The 20,996-nt window shown below is 60.6% G+C and carries 20 protein-coding genes; 9 read left to right on the top strand and 11 right to left on the bottom strand.

Annotated features, from left to right (window positions below; all coding sequences use genetic code 11):
• Positions 1–41: 41 nt before the first annotated feature.
• From ACERHN_RS00925 to ACERHN_RS00900, 6 genes are all read right to left on the bottom strand, one after another.
• Positions 42–1,040 carry an ArsJ-associated glyceraldehyde-3-phosphate dehydrogenase gene (locus tag ACERHN_RS00925; RefSeq protein ID WP_415918874.1) on the bottom strand — a complete coding sequence of 333 codons (999 nt, stop codon included), beginning with the start codon at positions 1,038–1,040 and terminating at the stop codon, positions 42–44.
• The gene (locus tag ACERHN_RS00920) at positions 1,037–1,885 is read right to left on the bottom strand and encodes a helix-turn-helix domain-containing protein (protein ID WP_415918873.1); all 849 of its coding nucleotides are present in this window, start codon (positions 1,883–1,885) and stop codon (positions 1,037–1,039) included. The genes ACERHN_RS00925 and ACERHN_RS00920 overlap by 4 nt, the downstream gene beginning before the upstream one ends.
• A gap of 421 nt (positions 1,886–2,306) precedes the next feature.
• Positions 2,307–4,505, bottom strand: coding sequence for a PAS-domain containing protein (locus ACERHN_RS00915; RefSeq protein ID WP_415918872.1), 2,199 nt, complete (start codon positions 4,503–4,505; stop codon positions 2,307–2,309).
• Positions 4,505–5,599 carry an FIST N-terminal domain-containing protein gene (locus ACERHN_RS00910; protein WP_415918871.1) on the bottom strand — a complete coding sequence of 365 codons (1,095 nt, stop codon included), beginning with the start codon at positions 5,597–5,599 and terminating at the stop codon, positions 4,505–4,507. The genes ACERHN_RS00915 and ACERHN_RS00910 overlap by 1 nt, the downstream gene beginning before the upstream one ends.
• Before the next feature lie 134 nt (positions 5,600–5,733).
• The gene (locus ACERHN_RS00905; RefSeq protein ID WP_415918870.1) at positions 5,734–6,435 is read right to left on the bottom strand and encodes a response regulator; all 702 of its coding nucleotides are present in this window, start codon (positions 6,433–6,435) and stop codon (positions 5,734–5,736) included.
• Between the two features lie 110 nt (positions 6,436–6,545).
• Positions 6,546–8,312: a PQQ-dependent methanol/ethanol family dehydrogenase gene (locus ACERHN_RS00900; RefSeq protein ID WP_415918869.1), complete on the bottom strand. Its 1,767-nt coding sequence runs from the start codon at positions 8,310–8,312 to the stop codon at positions 6,546–6,548.
• A gap of 284 nt (positions 8,313–8,596) precedes the next feature.
• Between ACERHN_RS00900 and ACERHN_RS00895 the strand changes: the two genes are divergently transcribed.
• The 3 genes from ACERHN_RS00895 (at position 8,597) to ACERHN_RS00885 (ending at position 10,697) form a co-directional block, all read left to right on the top strand.
• Positions 8,597–9,052, top strand: coding sequence for a hypothetical protein (locus ACERHN_RS00895; RefSeq protein ID WP_415918868.1), 456 nt, complete (start codon positions 8,597–8,599; stop codon positions 9,050–9,052).
• 67 nt (positions 9,053–9,119) lie between these two features.
• Entirely contained in the window at positions 9,120–10,088 is a 969-nt protein-coding gene (locus tag ACERHN_RS00890) for an ABC transporter substrate-binding protein (protein WP_415918867.1), read from the top strand.
• A complete protein-coding gene (locus ACERHN_RS00885; protein WP_415918866.1) occupies positions 10,089–10,697 on the top strand; it encodes an ABC transporter ATP-binding protein in 609 nt (202 codons plus the stop codon).
• Here the strand turns inward: ACERHN_RS00885 and ACERHN_RS00880 are convergent.
• The 5 genes from ACERHN_RS00880 to ACERHN_RS00860 are packed head-to-tail and all read right to left on the bottom strand — an operon-like array spanning position 10,694 to position 14,817.
• Complete coding sequence (locus ACERHN_RS00880) at positions 10,694–11,482, bottom strand: ABC transporter permease (RefSeq protein ID WP_415918865.1); 789 nt, start codon at positions 11,480–11,482, stop codon at positions 10,694–10,696. The two genes, ACERHN_RS00885 and ACERHN_RS00880, sit on opposite strands and share 4 nt — an antisense overlap.
• On the bottom strand, positions 11,479–12,195 hold the full coding sequence (locus ACERHN_RS00875) for an ABC transporter ATP-binding protein (RefSeq protein WP_415918864.1): 717 nt from the start codon (positions 12,193–12,195) through the stop codon (positions 11,479–11,481). Before ACERHN_RS00875 ends, ACERHN_RS00880 begins: the two co-directional genes overlap by 4 nt.
• The gene (locus tag ACERHN_RS00870) at positions 12,192–12,644 is read right to left on the bottom strand and encodes a hypothetical protein (RefSeq protein ID WP_415918863.1); all 453 of its coding nucleotides are present in this window, start codon (positions 12,642–12,644) and stop codon (positions 12,192–12,194) included. The genes ACERHN_RS00875 and ACERHN_RS00870 overlap by 4 nt, the downstream gene beginning before the upstream one ends.
• Before the next feature lie 50 nt (positions 12,645–12,694).
• Positions 12,695–13,657: a YVTN family beta-propeller repeat protein gene (locus ACERHN_RS00865; protein WP_415918862.1), complete on the bottom strand. Its 963-nt coding sequence runs from the start codon at positions 13,655–13,657 to the stop codon at positions 12,695–12,697.
• Positions 13,654–14,817: an ABC transporter substrate-binding protein gene (locus tag ACERHN_RS00860; RefSeq protein ID WP_415918861.1), complete on the bottom strand. Its 1,164-nt coding sequence runs from the start codon at positions 14,815–14,817 to the stop codon at positions 13,654–13,656. The genes ACERHN_RS00865 and ACERHN_RS00860 overlap by 4 nt, the downstream gene beginning before the upstream one ends.
• Before the next feature lie 163 nt (positions 14,818–14,980).
• On the opposite strand from ACERHN_RS00860, the gene pedF reads away from it, so the two are divergent.
• From pedF to ACERHN_RS00830, 6 genes are all read left to right on the top strand, one after another.
• A complete protein-coding gene (pedF, locus tag ACERHN_RS00855) occupies positions 14,981–15,679 on the top strand; it encodes a cytochrome c-550 PedF (RefSeq protein ID WP_415918860.1) in 699 nt (232 codons plus the stop codon).
• Between the two features lie 4 nt (positions 15,680–15,683).
• Positions 15,684–16,583, top strand: coding sequence for a substrate-binding periplasmic protein (locus ACERHN_RS00850; protein WP_415918859.1), 900 nt, complete (start codon positions 15,684–15,686; stop codon positions 16,581–16,583).
• A gap of 88 nt (positions 16,584–16,671) precedes the next feature.
• The gene (locus ACERHN_RS00845; protein ID WP_415918858.1) at positions 16,672–17,187 is read left to right on the top strand and encodes a CoxG family protein; all 516 of its coding nucleotides are present in this window, start codon (positions 16,672–16,674) and stop codon (positions 17,185–17,187) included.
• 34 nt (positions 17,188–17,221) lie between these two features.
• Complete coding sequence (locus tag ACERHN_RS00840) at positions 17,222–17,707, top strand: (2Fe-2S)-binding protein (RefSeq protein ID WP_415918857.1); 486 nt, start codon at positions 17,222–17,224, stop codon at positions 17,705–17,707.
• Positions 17,708–17,721: 14 nt separating this feature from the next.
• Positions 17,722–20,085 carry a xanthine dehydrogenase family protein molybdopterin-binding subunit gene (locus tag ACERHN_RS00835; protein WP_415918856.1) on the top strand — a complete coding sequence of 788 codons (2,364 nt, stop codon included), beginning with the start codon at positions 17,722–17,724 and terminating at the stop codon, positions 20,083–20,085.
• Positions 20,086–20,185: 100 nt separating this feature from the next.
• Positions 20,186–20,968, top strand: a complete 783-nt coding sequence (locus ACERHN_RS00830; RefSeq protein ID WP_415918855.1) for an FAD binding domain-containing protein — start codon at positions 20,186–20,188, stop codon at positions 20,966–20,968.
• Positions 20,969–20,996 lie beyond the last annotated feature (28 nt).

The raw sequence follows: 20,996 nt of genomic DNA, 5'->3' as shown, positions 1-20,996 counted from the left end.
GACGGCGATATAGGCCGACACCCCCTCGGCGCGTGCAGTTGTCACAGGTCGCCCCCGACCATCAACGCCACATCGACAAGTCGGTGGGCATAGCCCATTTCGTTGTCATACCAGGCGTAGACTTTGACCTGTGTGCCAGCCACAACCATCGTGGAGAGCGCATCAACGATGCTGGAGCGTTCGTCATTTGTGTAATCGGTTGAGACCAGCGGACGTTCCTCATAGCCGAGGATACCGGCAAGTGGCCCTTCGGAGGCGGCCTTGAACAAGGCATTGACTTCCTCTGCCGTCGTCTCGCGTTCAACCTCAAACACGCAATCGGTCAGCGATGCGTTCAAAAGCGGAACGCGAACCGCGTGGCCGTTCAGACGCCCGGTCAATTCGGGGTAAATCAGCGTGATGGCCGTCGCACTGCCCGTGGTTGTTGGGATCAGTGAATTCAGCGCCGAGCGGGCGCGGCGCAGATCCTTGGCGGGCCGGTCCACGATGGTCTGAGTATTTGTCACATCATGGATCGTGGTGATCGAGCCGTGCTTGATGCCGAGATTTTCGTGGATCACCTTCACCACCGGCGCGAGACAATTCGTCGTGCAACTGGCCGCAGTCACAATACGGTGCGCGGCCGGGTCGTAGATGCCGTGGTTGACGCCGTACACGATGTTGGCTGCACCACCGTCCTTGACCGGGGCCGACACAACAACCTTTTTCACGCCGGCTTCGAAATATGGTGCGAGCTTGGCTTCGGTCTTGAACACACCCGTACAGTCGATCACCACATCCACGCCATCCAGCGGCAGGTCGGCAATGTCGCGCGTTCCGATGAACGGGATGCGGGTGCCGTCGACGGTCACAGCGTCCACATCATGGGAAAAATCCGCCTGCCACCGTCCATGCACGGTGTCGAACTCCAGCAGATGCGCATGCATCTCGGGATCACCTACTGCGTCGTTGATCCACGCGATCTGCGCGCCGCGTGCAAGCAGCGGCTTCAGAGCAAGTTTGCCGATGCGGCCAAGACCATTGAGGGCATAGACGGTCATGTTCGAAGTCCTTCTTCATTTGATTGGCCCAGATCATCGACCGCTTTTTGCAAAGACATGCGGTCCAGCGATGCGATGGGCAGGTTGGCAAAACCGATCATCCGGTTGCGCAGCGCGCCATAGGTCTGTTGGAACGCAAGGCTCTTTTCCGCGTCCGAACCTTCGACCTTGACCGGGTCGGGCAACCCCCAGTGGGCGGTGACCGGCTGGCCCCGCCATGACGGGCATTCCTCATTCGCCGCCCTGTTGCAGACAGTGAATACGAAATCGAATGTCGGCGTGTCCGTCCCCTGGAGTTGGGCGATGTTTTTCGACCGGAGCAGCGACGTATCGTGTCCCTTTTGCTCCAGCACCTCAATCGCGAACGGGTTCAACTCCGAGCGGGGTTTGGTGCCTGCCGAATGAGCGACAAAGCGATCCCCCGCCACGTCGCGCAGGATCGTTTCGGCAAAGATCGACCGGGCAGAATTTCCGGTGCAGATGAACAGGACATTGAACTTGCGGTCGCTCATGGCGGCGGCTCCGAGATGCGATGGAAAAAGGTCGGGCGAACAGATGTCGGGACGGCCCCGGCAGCAATCAATGATGAGATAGTCGATGGTCTCGCGCGCCGCCTCCATGTGGATGGTGTAGCGCAGGGATGTCCCGACGCGTTCCCGGCGGATCAGACCGGCGTGCATCAGCGCGTTCAGGTAAGTGGACAGCGTGTTGGGTTTGACCCCGAGCGCCAGTGCCAGTTCCGTCGCCGGCACGCGGTCGGGATAGCGGCGCATCAGCAACCGGAACAGGGCCAGCCGCTGCGGGTGGCCGAGGGTCGAGAGGCGGTTGGGAATCACTGTTTCCATAATTCACGGATAACTGAATTATGGGTGCGAACAAAGTGACAGTTTCATGAATGCCGATCTGGCCGGTCAGTGACAGCACTGACTGGCAGAGCCTTGTCAGGCTGTTTGCACGTGGCGGATGGCAGGCCTGCGTTTGTCAGACATTCATGTCGTGCGCGTAACCGTCCCGGCGGCAGAAAGCATCGGTTCTGGCGTCGGTCAAGCGACACTCTGCGCCTGTTTTTTCTCTGTGTCGAACCGGCAAACCACGGTGGGCGGTCTGCTGCGTGAGGCAAAAACATGGCGTCAAAGAACCGGTGGATGCGCTTGACATTTGCGGCCTGCGAAAGACCCGGCCACGCCTTGCGCTTCATCCTTCGCGCTCAATCGGGACGGCGCCGCGCAGCCTGAACTATTGCGGTCAAACAGGATTGGCTCGAAACTATGCCCTCAGTTCTGACGCCAGAAAATCATAGACCTGTTTCGCATTGACCGGCTTGGAGAGTAATTTCAAATTCAGCTCCCGGCACTTTGACCGCAGTTCTGCTGTCCGGTTCGCCGATACGATGGCGGTTGGAACGCGGCCATATTTGCTCAAAACGGCTTTGTATAACTGCACACCGTCCATTCCATGGCCCAACTGGTAATCCAGCAGGAAGACGTCCGGCAAAAGGTCAATTTCCGAGATCATCTCGAGTGCTTCTTCCCCGGACTCGGCAAGCAAGACTTCACCACGCGCGCTTTCGATCAGGTGGCTGATCGCTTGCGCAACACCTCGGTTGTTTTCAACAAGCATCACAAGCAAGCCGTTCAGGTCGCGCGCCTCCTGGGCCAATTTCGTATGAACAAGGTTGGCTAGCCCGTGCACGGGCGTGGATATCGGGACCATCAGGCTAAAGCAGCTTCCTGTGCCCGGTTTGGACCAAAGTTCCAGAGGGTGACCCAATCCTTTGCAGGCCCGTTCGACAATCGCGAGCCCCAAACCCAAACCGTGGTTCGCACTGTTCGGTGCGATCTGTTTGAACTCCTGAAAAATCGCCTCCTGATCATTTTCTGCGATGCCGCGCCCTGTGTCCCACACTTCGATGCGGGCATAATCACCAACGCGGCGCACCCCCGCCAAAACACGACCCGTATCGGTGTATCGGATCGCGTTGGAGACCAGGTTCTGCACAATGCGCCGCAGATAACCTGGATCGCTGACAACGGTCAGATCACTGTGCACAAGCGCGAATTTGAGGCCCTTGCCACCGGCGCTCGGTGCAAGCTCGTCCCGCAGCGGGTCAAAGACTTCGGCCAATGACACGGGCTGGACGTCGAACACGGCGTGCCCAGCGTCCAGTTTCGAAATGGCAGACAACGCCTCGATGATCTGTTCCACACCTTGCAGCGCGGTTTCCACCTTTGCCACGACGCTGTGAATGTCGCCGTTGTCGGTTTGATCCGTAATCGAAGATACAAACAGTTTCGCGGCCGAGAGGGGTTGCAAAAGATCGTGGCTCGCGGCGGCCACAAAGCGGGATTTGGATGCGTTCGCACGTTCCGCTTCCGACAAGGCTTCTTCCAACTCGGCTGTGCGTTCTTCGACCCAGCCTTCGAGGCGCTCGTTGACTTCGGCCAGCGCATTGGTTGCCGCGCGTTCCGACGTCACATCGGTCAGGCTGATCACAAAGCCGCGGTCCGGCATCTCCTGCGCAAAAACACTGTAGATCTGGTTGTCTTTGCGCGTGACTTCGAACGCAATCGCATCGCGCGGCCGCACCCTTGATGCCCAGTCGATCAGCCGTTCCGCTGGAAAGCTTTCGTCAAAATTCAGTTCCTCGCGAAACTGCTCCATCAGATCATCAAAACTGAGCCGTTTGCGATGCCGGATCGGTGCCACCTCCAACAACCGGTCCATCCGTTTGTTCCAACCCACAAGGGTCTTGTTCCGGTCAAAGATGCAAACGCCCTGGTTCAAGTGGTCCAGCGTGGCCTGCAACTTGCGCGCCTCCTGATGGCGCATCTTGTCACGTTCCTGCCGCTCCATCCGGATGATTTCGGTGACATCCGTTTGCAGGATCACTGTACCGTTGCGCGACGTGCGATGTTCCGAAGCCTGCAACCAGCGGTCCCAGATCAGGCTGACATTGAACACCACGTGTTCTTCGCGGTGCCGGTCCAGACGCAAACGCGCCCAATCTTCGGCGGTCTCATCTTTCGGCAGTGCAAGGAAACGGCTCTGCGAAATTGCGGTGACGTATTCGCGGAACGTCAGCCCTTCGTGCAACAAGGGCTCGACATCCTGCAGGTCGCGGCAAAACCGGCTGTTGAACAGAACCAGCCGGTCGTTTTCGTCAAAAAGCGCGAAGCCCTCGTTGATCGTTTCAATCGCTTCGGTCAGGTTGGATTGGGCCGTTTCGGTTTCACGGTTGGCCTGTTCAAGCCGGGCGTTGGAATCCTGCAGCAGGTCCAGCGTCCGTTCCAGTTCGCGCGTGCGTTCGCGCACCTCGGATTCCAGCAACGCCGCCCGTTCGAATTGCTGATAGGCAAACCCCGACTGCTCGGTCTTTTGTTCGACCCGACGCATCAACGCGCGCGAAATCTGCAGCAGCTTTTCGTTCTGCCGTTCCAGTGAGTCCTGTGGATTGATCAGCGACACTAGACGTCCGCCTTTCCCGTTGGCGCGGGATGATAGAACGCGACACCGCTCATCGTGTGGTTCACGTGCAACGGGCCAATCTGTTCGCCATAGGTGGAAAATCCGGTCACGCGGTTGGCGCTGAGCACGTCAGAAATCTGTCGGGTCTGCTGCGTTTGCTCGGCTTCGATCCGGCGCAGGATGCAGTCACATCCGATGATGCTTGCCGGTTGGTCCGGTACGCTCATTTCAGCGAACTTCTGATCCAGATGTTCAGAAAGGTTTTCCTGTGACGCGACCGTCAACACCATCCCTTCATCAATGGCAGAGAAAAACACCAGCTCGCCGTTCTCGTTCACTTGCTGGATGGCGCGCACGTGGTGGGTGTTGCCAATGCGCACGACAACCGGGTGCGACGCAAAGGTAAAGCGGTCAAGCTGGTCCGGATCCTTGCCCACAAGTCGCGCGTATTCGCGCGCAGCGGGTTCGGCATTGATCTCCTTGACGATGCGGCGGGCGGGGTCCGCGCCGGTGACCACCATCTGCGTGTCCCCTGGAATCAGGTGGTTCAAGCTGAAGACACGGGTGGTGTATTTGCAGCGGGCGAGCGTCAGGACGGCGGCGTCACTTGCCACCTTGCCGTTCAGTGCCACAAATGTCTCGGCAAAGCGGGTTCCATCCCCGGCCGACCCGCCAAAGATCGGGAAATCACGCAAGGCCGGTGCAATGGTGGCAGCCAACGTATCCTCGCTGAGCGACAAACCGTCGATCACGAGAAAGGCAAAACTGTCGTCGCGGTCTGGCGTTTGGTCCCGCAGGTTCAGCCGTTCGAGCGTGATTTGGTCAACCGTCGCCTGCACGTCGAGCGCGCTGATATTGTCGATCATGATCGACGTCGTGGAAAACCCGTCAGACGGGAACCCGATGCCGACAATCAGCCCCTCGTCATAGCCTGTCGCACCGATTTCACCGGCCGTGGTGCAGGCCAAAACATCCGTGTCCGGAAACAGCGTCTCGGCCTCCCGCACAACCTCGTGGAAATCCACCAAAGGCGTGACAAACAGGGCCACAATCGCAAACGGGTCATCCCCCAATTTGCGTTTCAGTTGTTTCACGGGCGACGTCGTTGAAGCGCGCACTTCACCGGTGCGTAGAATGTCGCATCGGTCTGCCACGGCACGTCCTTCAAGCCTGCCGGCCTTGGACTGCAATGTCATATGATCTCTCCCTGACGCTCAGGATACGGGCGTCACTCGGGACTTGGCAAGACCTTTGAATACTTGGCTTCTTGCGCCACCAGAACGGCTTGTGTCCGGCTCTGGACCCCCAGCTTGCGCATGATGGCTGTTACGTGCGCCTTGACCGTGGTTTCGGCAATCGACAGGTCAAAGGCAATCTGCTTGTTCAGCTTGCCTTCACAGATCAGTTCGAGGATTCGCGCCTGTTGATTTGTGAGCGATGTCAGTCGGGTCAGGTGGTCCTCTTTCGGGTCCGCGCCATTGCCTTCGACAAAGCCCACGGGTTTGTAGATTTCGCCCGCTGCGATGGTCTCGATCGCCTCGCGAAAAACCGACCGGTGCGAGTGTTTCGGCACAAAGCCCTGTGCACCCGCGATGATAGAATTGGCGATGATGGAATTGTCCGTCATCGACGACACGATGATCACCGGCGTTGTCTCTGCCGTGCGCTTGAGGCGCATCAACCCGTCAAGCCCGTCCACATCGGGCAGATTCAAATCCAGAAGGATCAACGACGGCGCCACGTCCCCCGCCAACCGGTCGAGCGCATGTTCCAGACTGTCTGCTGTGACCACCTTGGAAAAATTCGCAACCGACCGCAGGGTCAATTCCAGCGCATCGCAAAAGAGCGGGTGATCATCAATCACCAGGGCCCAACCTTGGGGCAACGCGGAATGGGTCGGATCGGACAGAGGCGTGGTTTGTAACGACATGGGTTCATCCTAGACGAGCCTCCCGGCCCCGGTCACTTGTCAAAAGGTCTTACGTCCCAACGCAAAACGCCCCCGCGCATGGCAGGGGCGTTTCGATCAATTTCTCTGGATCAGTCGGCAGAGGCCAGCTGTTCCGGCAGGCGGAAGGTCCAGAGCAGACCACCTTGGTTCAGGTAGTTGACCTTTTTGGCCACTTCCCCGCCCCAGAGCGGAACAGCACCACCCCAACCGGAGATCACGGTGACATACTGTTCGCCATCCTGCTCCCAGGTGATGGGCTGACCAACGATGCCGGAGCCGGTCTGGAAGGACCACAGCTCTTCGCCCGTCTCATCGTCAAAGGCGATGAACTTGCCTTCGGGGGTGCCGGTGAACACCAGACCGCCGCCGGTTGTCATCACGCCACCCCAAAGCGGGGCATCGTTCTTGAACTCCCACTTGATGTCGCCTGTGTCGGGGTCAATCGCCTTGAGGCTGCCGATGTGGTCTTCGTAGTTGGGCTTGATGGTAAAGCCCGAACCCAGGTAGGCCGCACCTTTCTTGTAGGTGATCGGCTCATTCCAGATGTCCATGCCCCACTCGTTCGAAGGCACATAGAACAGGCCGGTGTCAGGCGAATGCGCCATCGGCATCCAGTTCTTGCCCCCGAGGAAGGATGGCGACGCAAAGACGACCTCGCCTTTCTTGCCATCGGCCGCTTCGGCCGGATCGCCGGGACGGTTTTCTTCGTTGAAGATCGGCCGGCCGTTTTCGTCCAGACCGGAGGCCCAGCTGATGTCCTTGACGAAGGGCACACCGCGCACAAATGCGCCGTCTTCGCGGTTCAGAACGTAGAAGAAGCCGTTGCGGTCCGCCGTGGCAAAGCGTTTCTCGCCAGCGCGGTTTTCGTAGGCCACAACTTCGTTCACGCCGTCATAGTCCCAGCCTTCGCGGGGCGTGGTCTGGAAGTGCCACTTGATCTCGCCCGTCTTGGGGTCGATCCCCAGCCGAGACGCCGCATAAAGGTTGTCGCCCGTGCCATCGTTGTTCTGGCCCGCATCGCGCAGCCACGAGTTCCACGGCGCGGGGTTGCCCGTGCCAAAGACCAGCGTGTCGGTATCGGCATCATACGATCCGCCAAGCCACGTCGCGCCGCCGCCCGTTTTCCACATGTCGCCCGGCCATGTCGCATTCAGCGTGCCGGTCATGGTGCTTTCTTCGCCGTTCAGCATGCCCATGTGACCTTCGATCACCGGGCGGTACCACACCAGCTCACCAGTTTCGGCGTCGCGCGCCTCGACCGCGCCGACGATACCGAATTCACCGCCAGAGTTGCCGGTGATGACAAGGCCATCCACGATCAGCGGTGCAGCTGTATAGCTGTAGCCCGCCTTGTAATCCGCGATCTTCTTGTTCCAGACGGTGTCGCCGGTCTTGGCGTTCAGCGCCACGATGCGCGCGTCCAGCGTACCGAAATAGATGTTGTCGCCATAGATGGCCGCACCGCGGTTGACCACGTCACAGCAGGGCAGGATCCCTTCGGGCAGACGCGCGTCATATTGCCAGATTTCCTGACCGGTCTTCACGTCGATTGCGTACATCCGGGAGTAAGACCCGGTGATGTACATCACGCCGTCATGCACGATGGGCTGCGTTTCCTGGCCCCGCTGCTTTTCACCGCCCAGCGAAAACGCCCATGCCGGCACAAGGTTGTCCACGTTGTCCTTGTTCAGGATGTCGAGCGGCGAATAGCGCTGCAAATGGCGCCCCATGCCGTTGGTCAGCACGTCCCCGGTGGAGGCCGTGTCATTCGCCAGCATCTCTTCGGTGACGCCCTCGGCGAATGCGGCCGTTGTTGCCAGCACGCCGGCCACGGCGGCTGCGATAAATCTGTTCATGTGTTTTCCTCCCAAGACCCGTTGGTGGGCAGTTCTCGCGAGAGCAGTGAACAGAAAAAGCACAGCGCTCGCCCTGTGCCAATTATTTGCGCAAACGCTCAACACAGGTATTGGCCAATGGTCGTAAGACCCCAAAGAACTTGACATACGGCCTGCGACTTTGGTCGCGCAGCGAGTCGGGCGGGCGCCGCTTATGCTGCGCTTGGGGAGGCCGATTGATGTTTTTGAGGGTAGCGGCGACACTGATATGCCTTACAGGGTCCGCGCTGGCGGAGACCCGGCAAGTGTACCTTGAAACAGGCGCGGGCGAACGCATCAACATCGCGTCCGTCATCGTTTCCGACGGCGGTGGGTACACCGTCGAGATGGCCGCCGATCCCTTTGCCGATCATTTCCTGTCCATGCGCCCGTTCCGGTGTCTGGAAGGCCCGCAAAAGCACTGGTGCCACGTCCCCTACCCCTATGAAATCGCGCGCAATATCGGCAGTGACCTCACGGATCTTGAATACGATTTCCTCTTTGTCTGGAAAGGTGCCACCGATTACGGGATCAACCTGTGGAACGGTGTCTACTACAGGCTGACGCCACAGAATGATCAGCTGGTGGGTGTGCTGCACGAGGTTGATATGGATGCGCTTGGCGTGCCACCCGAGGCCGGGAACCTGCGTCCGATCACAGCATCCGACCTGCACGAAAGCGATCCCGACAGCCATTGGCTGCCGCGCATGGTCATTGAATAATGCCGGTCTGTCTTCTGCACCTGAACGCCTGCGCGTTCGGTCTCATCCACGATCAGGGAGGATCACGATGACCTTTGTTCATGCACTGACGGGCGCGCTTGTCGCTGCCGTCGTGTCAACGGCGGCTTGGGCGGATACCACGCTGCGGGCTGCGGTTCTCAAGTTTGGGACAGTGAACTGGGAACTCGATACGATCAAACATCACGGGTTCGATGCGGCCAACGGTTTTGACCTGCAGGTGCAAGGCATGGCGGGCGGGTCGGCGACCAAGATCGCCTTTCAGGGCGGCGAGGCGGATGTGATTGTGTCAGACTGGCTCTGGGTCGCGCGGCAGCGTGCGGCGGGCAAGGATTACGTGTTCATCCCCTATTCCAAGGCCGTGGGCGGCGTGATGGTCGCGGCGGACAATCCCGCACAAACGCTTGCCGATCTCGCCGGCACCACGATCGGCATTGCCGGTGGCCCCTTGGACAAAAGCTGGCTCATTTTGCAGGCCTATGCCGCACAGACCGCTGATCTGGATCTGGCGGATGACACCGAACAGGTATACGGCGCGCCGCCCCTGATCTTTAAATCAGCACTGTCGGGCGACGTCGATGCCGCGATCAACTTCTGGCATTTCCTGGCCAAGATGGAGGCTGCGGGCATGCGCAAACTGGTTGACGTTGCAGACGCCGCCGCAGCTCTGGGACTGGATCCCGAAACGCCGCTGCTTGGCTATGTGGTCAAGGGTGAGTTGCTGCGTGAGCGTCCTGAGTTGGTAAACGGACTGGCGGCGGCGTCACGCGCGGCCAAGGATCTGCTGGCCTTTGACGACGCGGAATGGGACCGCCTACGTGACCGCATGAACGCCAAAACGGACGCGCAGTTCGCCGCTCTCAAGGCCGGGTTCCGCGCAGGCATCCCCGCCGCCGGACCAGTGGATGAAGAGGCCGCGGCAAAGATGCTTGCCCTTATGGTTCAGCTTGGTGGCAAAGACCTGATGGGGGCCGCCACGACGTTGCCGCCCGGCACGTTCCTGCAATCGGGCAGTTGAGTGTCGGCGCCTGTCGTTGACCTGAACATCCGATCTCTTGATCGTGGTGGGGCGCCGATACTGCGCGATGTTGCGCTGACGTTGCACCGTGGTGAAACGCTGGCGCTCGCGGGTCCATCCGGTGTCGGGAAAACATCCCTCTTGCATGCGATTGCCGGTCTGGACGTGTCTTACGATGGCCACCGCGCCGTGAACGGAACGGCCGCCATGGTGTTTCAGGAGCCCACGCTCCTGCCGTGGCGCAGCGTGGCCCAGAACATCACGCTGACCACTCCGGCAACCGATGCCCGACCCGCGCTCGCTGCCGTGGGTCTGGCCGACCGCGCGGATATGTTCCCGAACCAGCTGTCTCTGGGTCAGCAGCGGCGGCTGTCGCTGGCCCGCGCCTTTGCCACGCAGCCTGATCTGCTGTTGCTCGACGAGCCGTTCGTATCACTGGATGCAGAGTTGGTGTCCGAAATGATGGACCTGTTTGCCCGCCTGCGCGATGCACATGATGTGGCGACGATCCTTGTCACCCATGTCGAGGCCGAGGCGCGGAGCCTCTGCACCCGCATGATAACCTTGGGTGGCCAGCCTGCAACGATCACAGGTGACGAAACGCTCTAGCGTCGTGCGATCCGTGTGCGTTCCGGATCATACCCGACAAGTGCTGCCGCACCGAACACAGCCGCAGCCAGCAAGGTCCACAACAACGCCATCCCGTTCACCTCGGAATAGAGCGCAAAGCGGATCAGTTCGACCGCGTGGGTAAACGGGTTCAGCGCGCAGATGTCGTGCAGCAGTTCCGAGCTTTCGGCCATTTTCCACAAAGGGTAGAGCGCGGATGACAGGAAAAACATCGGAAAGATGACAAAGTTCATGACACCGGCAAAATTCTCCAGCTGCTTGATCAAGCTGGACAATAGCAGTCCCAAGGCCCCCAGCATCACGCCCGCCACCAAGAGCGCAGGCAACGCAGTCACATAGCCCCACCCCGGCATCCGAATGTCAAAAAGCGCCGCAATGGCCAGAAACGCATAGACCTGAAGGATCGAGATCATCGTGGAGCCGAGCAGCTTGCACAGCAGCAGCCACCACCGTGGCAGAGGCGAGGTCAGCAACAGCTTCATCGACCCCATTTCGCGGTCATAAACAAGGCTGAGCGAGGATTGCATCCCGTTGAAGAGCAGGATCATCCCACACAGACCCGGCACGATGTATGTCTCGTAGGTGATGTAGGTCTGGTAGGGCGGGATAATGCTTAGGCCGAGGGCCGCACGGAATCCGGCGGCAAACACCAAAAGCCAGACAAGCGGGCGGACCAGCGCGGCAATGAATCGCTCGCGCTGATGGATAAAGCGCAGCGCTTCGCGCAACACGATGGCGCGCAGGGAGGTGAGGTAGGCGGTCACGCCTGCGCCCCGGTCATGGACAGGAACCGGTCCTGCAACGTCTTCTCACCTGCGATGTCGCGCGCCTTTCCTTGCGCCAGAACCTTGGCGCGATGCAGAACAATCAGATCGTCGTCGGGCCGTACCTCATCCGTCAGATGGGTGGCCCAGAGGATTGTCTTGCCCTGGTCGGTCAGCCTGTGCGCGTACTCGGTGATCGACGCCCGCGCCGCGGCATCAAGGCCGACCGTCGGTTCATCCAGCAGCAGAACACCCGGATCATGCAGCAAGGCGCGCGCAATCTCGGTCCGCCGCCTATGCCCGCCATTGAGCGCGCGGGCCTTTTCCCCGGCCCGTTCGCGCATGTCGAGTTGATCAAGGGCGGCATCGATACGGCTGCGTGCTGTGCGCCCGGCCAGGCCGTGCAGCGCGGCGAAATAGCTGAGGTTTTGCTGGACAGTGAGGTCCAGATCGAGGGTCGTTTGCTGAAACACGATCCCGAGTTCCGCCAAGGCCGCACGCGGGGATGTTCGCAGATCATGCCCGGCAACCACGATCCGGCCTTCGCGGGCCACAAACAAGCGGGTCAGCAGGTTGAAGAGCGTCGATTTTCCGGCTCCGTTCGGCCCCAGAAGCGCGCAGAACGCACCCGTCTGGACGCTGAAGGAAACCGCCTCCAGCGCCCGTTTCGGTCCATAGGAATAGGTGAGGCCCGTGGCCTCAAGTCCCGTCATTTAATGGTGATGTCCAACCGTTGCGTTTCGCCCGATGTGCCCGGGATCTTGATATAGTATGCGCCGGGCTTGATCGCGACGAAACCGATTTCCATCTCGCCCGCCTCGTCAAATTCGATACTGTCGAGGCCGAGGGGCCGGATTTCCAGGCCCTCAACGACGATCTCGTCAATCCAGATCGCGCGGAAGAACTCAGGCCCGACCAGCGCCAGTTCCTGGCTGCCATCGCCCTGGATTTCGAACTCATAGTATGTGCCGGATTGCAGCTCCCACGGGCCTTCGGGCGCGATGGGTTCGCCTGCGGACAGGATGATCGGCGGCAGATCTTCCTTGTTGCTGCCACCCAACAGGCCCGCGGCGCCAAAGCTGGGGCCGTCATCATCGTCGTCTGCAAAGGCGAGTGTGGGCACGGCAAGCGCCATCGCGGCGATCAGAGCCAGAGTTTTCATGGGATTTCCTTCCAGACTTGAAACATTGAGACTCGGTTCGGTCCGTTCGATTACGACCCTGTGGGCCGATATGCGGCCCCCCAGGGAAAGCGGCCCACCTTGATGGACTTGATCGCCTTGCGGCTTTCCACGTCGATCACGGTCACGTCGCCTGACACCCCGTTGGTGGTAAAAAGCATCGAGCGGTCTTCGTTGAAATCCATGTGCCAGACGCGACGACCCACAAGGATGTAATCCTCGACCTCATAGGTTTCGGCATTGACGACGGCCACGTGGTTCGACGGTCCAAGGGCGACGAAGGCATGCGTATCGCCTGCCGTGAATTCAAAGCCGACGGGCTGCACACGGTCGGGGTGCACGCCTTGGACCTCAAAGCTCATCTTGGCCTTTTCGGTCTGGGTCGCCGTGTCAAACACGGTGAGCGTGCCACCGATTTCCGAACTCACCCACATCTCGGCCCCGTCCTTGATGAACTCGGCATGGCGCGGGCGGCTGTCGACAAGTGTGTTTGCAAACAGCTCTTGCGTTTCGGTGTCGATCCAGTGGGCCATGTTTGTGGTCTCGGACGTGGCGATGGCGATCTTGCCATCGGGGCTGACTGCCATCCCTTCGGGCTCAACACCCACGTCGATTTGAGCCACCACCTTGCGGGTTTCCACATCCACCACCGTGGTGATCGCATCGTCTTCGTTCGCGATATAAAGATGTCGGTCGTCCGGGTGCAGCACGAACTGTTCCGGATCATCACCCGACGGCAGTTCATGCAGGATCTCGCCCGTGTTCGGATCCATCACTTGCACCGCGTTGCTGTCAGAGGCGCAGATATAGAGGCGACTGAAATCGCTGTTGAACAGGATGCCGCGCGGGCGTTCACCCACGTCATAGGTTTTGATGACCTCAAGCGTTTCGGTCGAGATCACGGACACCGTGTCGTCTTTTTCGTTGGACACCCAGATTTCGCCCGCCATTGCGGTCGACGCCAGCAGGGAAAACATCGCAGTCAAACGGATCATTGGAAGGCCTCACAATTGCTCTCGGGACGGTCGAGCCCCAGGCTGTCAAGTTCGTTGGTCTGGTGCAGGAACCCCTCAAGCGGAGCCTGCGCCACCAGCGCACGGGGGTGCGCGATGGCAATGGGCTGGCGCAGCTGGCCGTTCCAGTCGCGATAGGTCAAAGGGCGGCCCTTGAAGCCCGCCAGCTCAAAGTCGTCCGACAGGATATAAGCGCGCAGGGTGGCGGGATCAGTCGCGTTGGTGCGTGTCAGCGCCTCGCCCAACGTGCGCACGGCGGCCCACCCGGCGTAATCTTCGGGCGTCATCTCGCGGCTGTGCTGCTCTTCGAAGCGGGACTGCAGCTGGGCGGCACCCCATTGTTCGATCACGGGCGACCAGCCGACGGATGTCAGCCCTTCGGATCCCACAACAGGCCGCGCCTGCCACGTGTTATACAGGACATAGCGTCCGAAATCATGCACCTCATCCGCGATGATCAGCGCGTCGTAGTCGCCAAAATCCTGGGTGAAAAGCGGCACCTCTTGTGACGCGTTGCGCCGCATATCCGCGTCGAACGCCCATTCCTTTTCCGCCTCCAGCGACAGGCCGAACTTGGTCAGGGACCGGCGCATCGCCTCGGCATAGCGGGTGTCGGCGGCATGGGTGCCGGTGATCATCACCAGATCGTCCCAGCGTTTTTGCACCAGCACCTGCGCCAGCGCATCCGTGCGCATCGCGTCCGATGCAAGCGTATGAAACAGGTTCCCGCGGCACGCGGCATCGCGCAGGTTCAGATCACCGGCCGTCGCATTGAACAACAGCGCGCCGTCCGCCTCAGCCAGATCCGCAATGGCGATCAGGTCATCCGCAGCCGCGTCGATGACAAGAAACGGAGACACGGCCAGGAGCGCCTTGGCAGCGGCCAGAGGATCGTCGCCCTCTGGCACATCCGTGACCGTCATCTCGTATTTCTGGCCCAGAAACTTGCCGGTGGTGCGGTTGTCTTCCAAACCGGTCTCCGCCCCGGCCAATCCGTTGTTGTCCGGGATCGGATCAAGGTTCGACAGCGTCGGCGGAACGGGCTGTTCCACCCGCAAATATCCAATGGTGAGCGTTACGTCCGCCAGCGCAGGTGCAACCAGCACACCACTGACCAGCGCACCCAAAATCAGGTGTTTCACGATAATGCCTCCCTTGCCTCGAACGCTATCGTTCCGGGGAAAGCAAACCAAATACGACCATCGTCTTACGCCTTTGGGCGCACAACCAAAGTCCAATACCGGATCCTGCATGGGTGGCGTAGGAAAGACGCCAAGAGGAGCATTCATCTCAGGGAGGCATGTGATGAAAAGCACATCCAAGAACAGATTTCTGCTGGCCGGCGCGATGATCGCCGCCGCCACGCTGGCCGTCGCACATGGTGACGTTGCACCGCAGGCCGTGGACACTACGGGTCTGCCCGCAATCGAAGGCGACTGGCTGACCGAAAACCCGTACCGTGCCGACAAGGTGGGCGAGGAAACATGGCTGCGCGCGGTCGAGATCGGCGCATCCGGTTACAACCAGAACTGCGCCCGGTGCCATGGGCTCGAGGTTGTGTCGGGCGGTCTTGCGCCTGACCTGCGCTTTCTTGAGGCCGAAGAATACGGCGACGAATGGTACGTGGAACGCTTTGTCGAAGGGTACACGCAAAACGGCACCACCAAGATGCCCGCCTTTGGCGAGCTTTTGGGTCAGGAAGCCGCCTGGGCCATCCGCACCTATATAGAGGCGCGCCCCGATGACGTTGCCATGGAAGAGGTTGCGGACGAATTGAAGACACTCCGCGATGAGCTGGCAGCCTATGCGACGGACGCCAGCGGCGCCGATGCCGACGCCCTCAAGGATCGGTTGGGCACCATCGCGGGGGAAATCCCCACCCTGTCCGGTGCGCCGGTAGCTGATTCCGTCGCGTTCCGCGCCGCCAACCTGATCGACGGCACAGCTGACGCGTACAAGTCCGCGTCAGAAGCCTTGACCATCGGATTGTCTGCCGCAAACTGACGGTATGACACTTCGATCCACGTTCTTCTCCCTGGTGGTTGTGGGTCTGTCCTTTGGGCAGGCCCACGCTGCTGATCCCTGTGCCGATCATGTGCCCCAACCCAAGCCGCAGAATGTCGGCCGTGACATCGTGGGCAAGGAACTGGATGAAATCCAGGATCAGGGGCACATGCTGTTCGCGGTCTATGAGGATTACCCGCCCTATTCCTGGAAAGAGAATGGCGAGCCGATGGGCGTGGACATCGAGATCGCGCGCATCATTGCCGAAGACCTGGGCGTCGACGCGCGGTTCAACTTTGTCGCGGCGGGCGAAAACCTCGACGCTGACTTGCGCAACAACATCTGGCGCGGCGCGTTGATCGGGGGCCGCATTGCCAACGTGATGATGCGTATCCCTTACGACAGCGCGTTCAAATGCCGGGTCGAGCAGGTGGTGTTCACCGGTCAGTATGCGGGCGAGAGCATCGCCATTGCCTATGACAAGGCCACCTATCCCGAAGACAAACCCGTCCCGGCGTATTTCCGGTTCGACACGGTGGGGGTCGAGAACGATTCGATCTCGGACTTTTACCTGTCCGGTTTTGTGGGCGGCCAGTTGCAACCCAACATCCGCCGCTTTCCAACCACGGCCGCTGCGATGGATGCGCTGAACGCAGGTGAGGTGAAGGCCGTGATGGGCCCGCTCGGGGAACTGGAGCACGGGCTGAGCGATACAAGCGACGTGCACCAGCCACCGCTGGCGGGCTTTGCGGTGAGTGAATGGACACTCGGCGTGGCGGTCAATTTCCGCTATCGCCCGCTCTCCTACTCTGTGGATGACGCGATCAATTTCGCCCTTCAGGATGGCCGCATCCCGGCGATTTTTGAAAAGTACGGGCTGACGCACCAAACGCCTGAAAGGTAAGCACGACTTTCGTCGTACACACTTGGTCGAATGGTGCGTGGTCCCCCTGCGCCATAGGCTTTCGGGAAAGCGAAACGGGGGCCTTTCCATGAATCTCAGCGACTCACGTGTCATCGACGCAGACCGGGCCACGGTCTGGGCCGCAATCCTTGATCCCGAGGTGCTGAAAACCTGCGTGCCCGGCTGTCAGGAGATGGAGGGCACACCCGAAGATGGGTTCACGGCGACCGTGGTTCAAAAGGTCGGCCCGGTGAAGGCGACGTTCAAAGGGGCCGTCACCCTGTCGGACATGCAGGCCCCCGAGAGCGTCACGATTGCGGGTGAAGGCAAAGGCGGCGCCGCGGGTTTTGCCAAGGGCGGCGCGAAGGTGCGGCTTGAGGAACAGGGCGAGCAAACCGTTCTGCATTACGACGTCGAGGCCAAAGTGGGCGGCAAGCTGGCGCAGCTGGGCAGCCGCATCATCGACGGGTTTGCCAAGAAAATGGCGGACCAGTTCTTCAACAACTTTCAGGATCACGTGGGCGCACCGCCTGCCGAAGAACCCGAGCCGGAGACGTCCGAAGATACGCCCAAGAAGGGTTGGCTCAAGCGCCTCGTGACCTGAGCCGCGCATAACAGACATTCCAAGGGAGGAACGAATGACCAAGGTAACCATGACGGTGAATGGCAAGGCCGTCTCGGGCGATGTGGAGGGGCGCACCCTTCTGTCGTCCTTCTTGCGTGAAGATCAGGGCCTGACAGGCACTCATGTGGGCTGCGACACGTCGCAATGCGGGGCATGCGTGGTGCATGTGAACGGTGCGGCCGTGAAGTCCTGCACAATGCTCGCCGCCGAGGCCGACGGCGCATCCGTCGACACGATCGAGGGTCAGGCCAACGCTGACGGGTCGCTGAACGTAATCCAGCAGGCGTTTCAGGACCACCACGGCCTGCAATGCGGTTTCTGCACGCCGGGCATGGTGATGTCCGCCGCATCCCTGCTCAAGGAGAACCCGAAACCGTCCGAACAGGAGGTGCGCGCGTACCTCGAAGGCAATATCTGCCGCTGCACGGGCTACCACAACATCGTCAAGGCGATCATGGCGGCGTCCGGGCAGGACGTCACAGCCATCGCCGCTGAATAAAGGGAGGACTGACAATGCCCAAAGATACAGGGATTGGCGCCGCCACACTGCGCCGCGAAGACGTCCGCTTCCTGACCGGAACCGGCGAATACACCGATGACATCGTCCTGGCGAAACAGACCTATGCGGTCTTTGCCCGCTCGACCGTGGCGCATGGTACGATCAAGTCCATCGACACATCCGCCGCCGAAGCCATGCCCGGGGTTCTGGCCGTGTTCACGGGCGAAGACTTTGCCGAAGTGGGCGGCAACCCGGCGGGTTGGCTGATCAACTCGCGCGATGGCGAGCCGATGAAGGAGCCCAAGCGCCCCGTGCTGGCGCATGGCAAGGTGCGTCATGTGGGCGACGCCTATGCCGCCGTCATTGCAGAAACCGCGCAACAGGCGCGTGATGCAGTCGAGGCCATCGAGGCCGACATCGAAGAACTTGACGCCATCGTTGACATGAACGCGGCGCTCTCGGGGTCGAACTTTGTCCATGACGAGATTGGCACGAACCAGTGTTTCGACTGGGGTTGGATCGAGGACAACCGCGAGGCGACGGACAATGCGATCAAGAACGCGCACCACGTCACCACGCTGGAACTGGTCAACAACCGCCTCGTGCCAAACGCCATGGAGCCGCGCGCGTCTATCGGCAGCTACAAGGCGAGCACGGGCGAATACACGCTGCACACGACATCGCAAAACCCGCACCTGACGCGGCTGCTGATCTCGGCCTTTGTCCTGGGTATCCCCGAGAACATGCTGACCGTGATTGCTCCTGATGTGGGCGGCGGTTTCGGCTCCAAGATCTACCACTACGGTGAAGAAGCGCTGGTGCTCGCCGCGGCCAAGAAGATCGGGCGCCCGGTGAAATGGACCGCGGACCGGACCGAGTCGTTCCTGACCGACGCCCATGGCCGTGATCACGTCACCAAGATCGAATTGGCGTTGGACGAGGATGGCAAGTTCCTGGCTTTCCGTACTGACACCAAGGCCAATGTCGGCGCGTATCTGTCGAACTTCTCGACCGCGACGCCCACGTTCCTGCACGGCACGCTGATGGCCGGAAACTACACCGTGCCGCTGGTCTATGTGAACGTGAAGGCCGTGTTCACCAACACCGCCCCTGTCGACGCTTATCGCGGTGCCGGTCGGCCCGAGGCCACCTATTCCATTGAACGTGTGATCGACAAGGCCGCGCGCGAGCTGGGCATGGATCCCATCGAGTTGCGCCGCAAGAACTTCGTCAAGCCGGATCAGTACCCCTTCGCCTCTGCGGCAGGGCTGGAATATGACGCGGGCAACTACGACGCGCTTATGGACAAGATGGAAGAGATCGCGGATGTGGCGGGTTTTGCCGCACGCCGTGCGGAAAGCGAAAAGAACGGCAAGCTGCGTGGCTTTGGCGTCAACGCCTATATCGAGGCGTGTGGCATTGCGCCCTCGAACCTCGTGGGTGTGCTTGGTTCCCGCGTGGGTCTTTATGATGCGGCAACGGTGCGGGTGAATGCCACCGGCAACCTGTCCGTCATGGTGGGTGCGCACAGCCACGGGCAAGGGCACGAAACGGCCTTCCCACAAGTGGTGGCCGAGATGCTGGGCATCGACGCCAGCGTGATCGACATCGTGCATGGCGATACGTCCAAGATCCCCTTCGGCATGGGCACCTATGGCTCGCGCAGCCTTGCGGTCTGCGGCTCTGCCGTGGTGCGCGCGACCGAGAAGATCATCAACAAGGCCAAGAAGATCGCGGGCCACATGCTGGAAGCCTCCGAGCATGACATCACGCTGGCGGATGGTGTGTTCTCCGTCGATGGCACCGACAAGTCGGTGACCTTCGGTGAGGTCGCGCTCAAGGCCTATATCCCCCATGAATACCCGCTCGAGGATATCGAACCGGGTCTGGAGGAAACGGCGTTTTACGATCCTGCGAACTTTACCTATCCATCGGGCGCCTATGCCTGTGAGGTCGAAGTGGACCCGGAGACGGGCAAAGTGACCGTAGAGCGGATGACGGCGGTGGATGATTTCGGGAACGTCATCAACCCGATGATCGTCACCGGGCAGGTCCATGGCGGGCTGGCTCAGGGCATCGGTCAGGCGTTGGTCGAAAACACGACCTATGACGAGAACGGTCAGCTGCTGTCGGCGTCCTACATGGATTACACCATGCCCCGCGCCGACGACATGCCGATGTTCGCCGTCGATCACAGCCAGGGCACGCCCTGTACTCACAACCCGCTGGGGGTGAAAGGCTGTGGTGAGGCAGGGGCCATTGGCTCACCGCCCACGGTGGTGAACGCGGTGATTGATGCGCTGCAGTCAGGCGGCAAGGATGTGACGCATATCGACATGCCTGTGACACCCGCGCGCGTTTGGGACGCGATGCAATGATCTGAACGTGTGGGACCGGGGGCCAGCCCCCGGACCCCCGGGATTTTTTGGAACAGAGACGCGGGACCTCCCGCTCTGTTTCGGATGAAAGGACCAAGAGATGTACAATTTTGATGTTGAAAAACCGGGCACGGTGGCCGAAGCCGCTGCTGCTATGGGGGCAGAAGACGCACAGGCACTGGGCGGTGGTCAAACGCTGATCCCGACGCTGAAGCAGCGTTTGGCCAGCCCGTCTACGCTGGTTTCACTGAAAGGCGTGGCTGAGATGCAGGGGATCACCAAGGACGGTGACACTTTGCAGATCGGTGGAGCCACGACCCACGCCACCGTGTCAGCGGATGGCAGCTATCCGGCCCTGTCGGCGCTGGCATCGCATATCGGTGACCCGGCGGTGCGCAATCGCGGTACCATCGGCGGGAGCCTTGCCAACAACGACCCGGCGGCGTGCTATCCGGCGGCGGCCCTCGCCTCTGGCGCGACCATCGTGACCAACACGCGCGAGATTGGGGCAGACGACTACTTTCAGGGCATGTTCGATACAGCACTGGAAGAGGGCGAGATCATCACCGCAGTGCGCTTTCCAATCCCGCAGGCGGCCAATTATCAGAAGTTCGTACAGCCCGCGTCGCGCTTTGCCTTGGTTGGCGTGTTTGTCGCGAAATACGCGGATGGTGTGCGGGTGGCTGTTACCGGCGCCTCGAATGAGGGGGTCTTCCGCTGGACGGAAGCGGAAACGGCATTGAGCGGTGATTTCTCTGCCTCTGCCTTGGACGGGTTGAGCGTTGCGCCCGACAACATGATTACGGACCTGCACGGCACCGCGGCCTATCGTGCGCACCTGGTCAAGGTGATGACGGGCCGGGCTGTCGCCGCTGCCAGCTGATCCAGCATAAGGTGGAAGGAAAAGGGCG

The sequence above is a fragment of the Tateyamaria rhodophyticola genome, assembly GCF_047777875.1.
GTDB lineage: Bacteria > Pseudomonadota > Alphaproteobacteria > Rhodobacterales > Rhodobacteraceae > Tateyamaria.
Note: the sequence above shows the minus strand (reverse complement) of the source record. Positions and strands in the feature narration are given on the sequence as shown.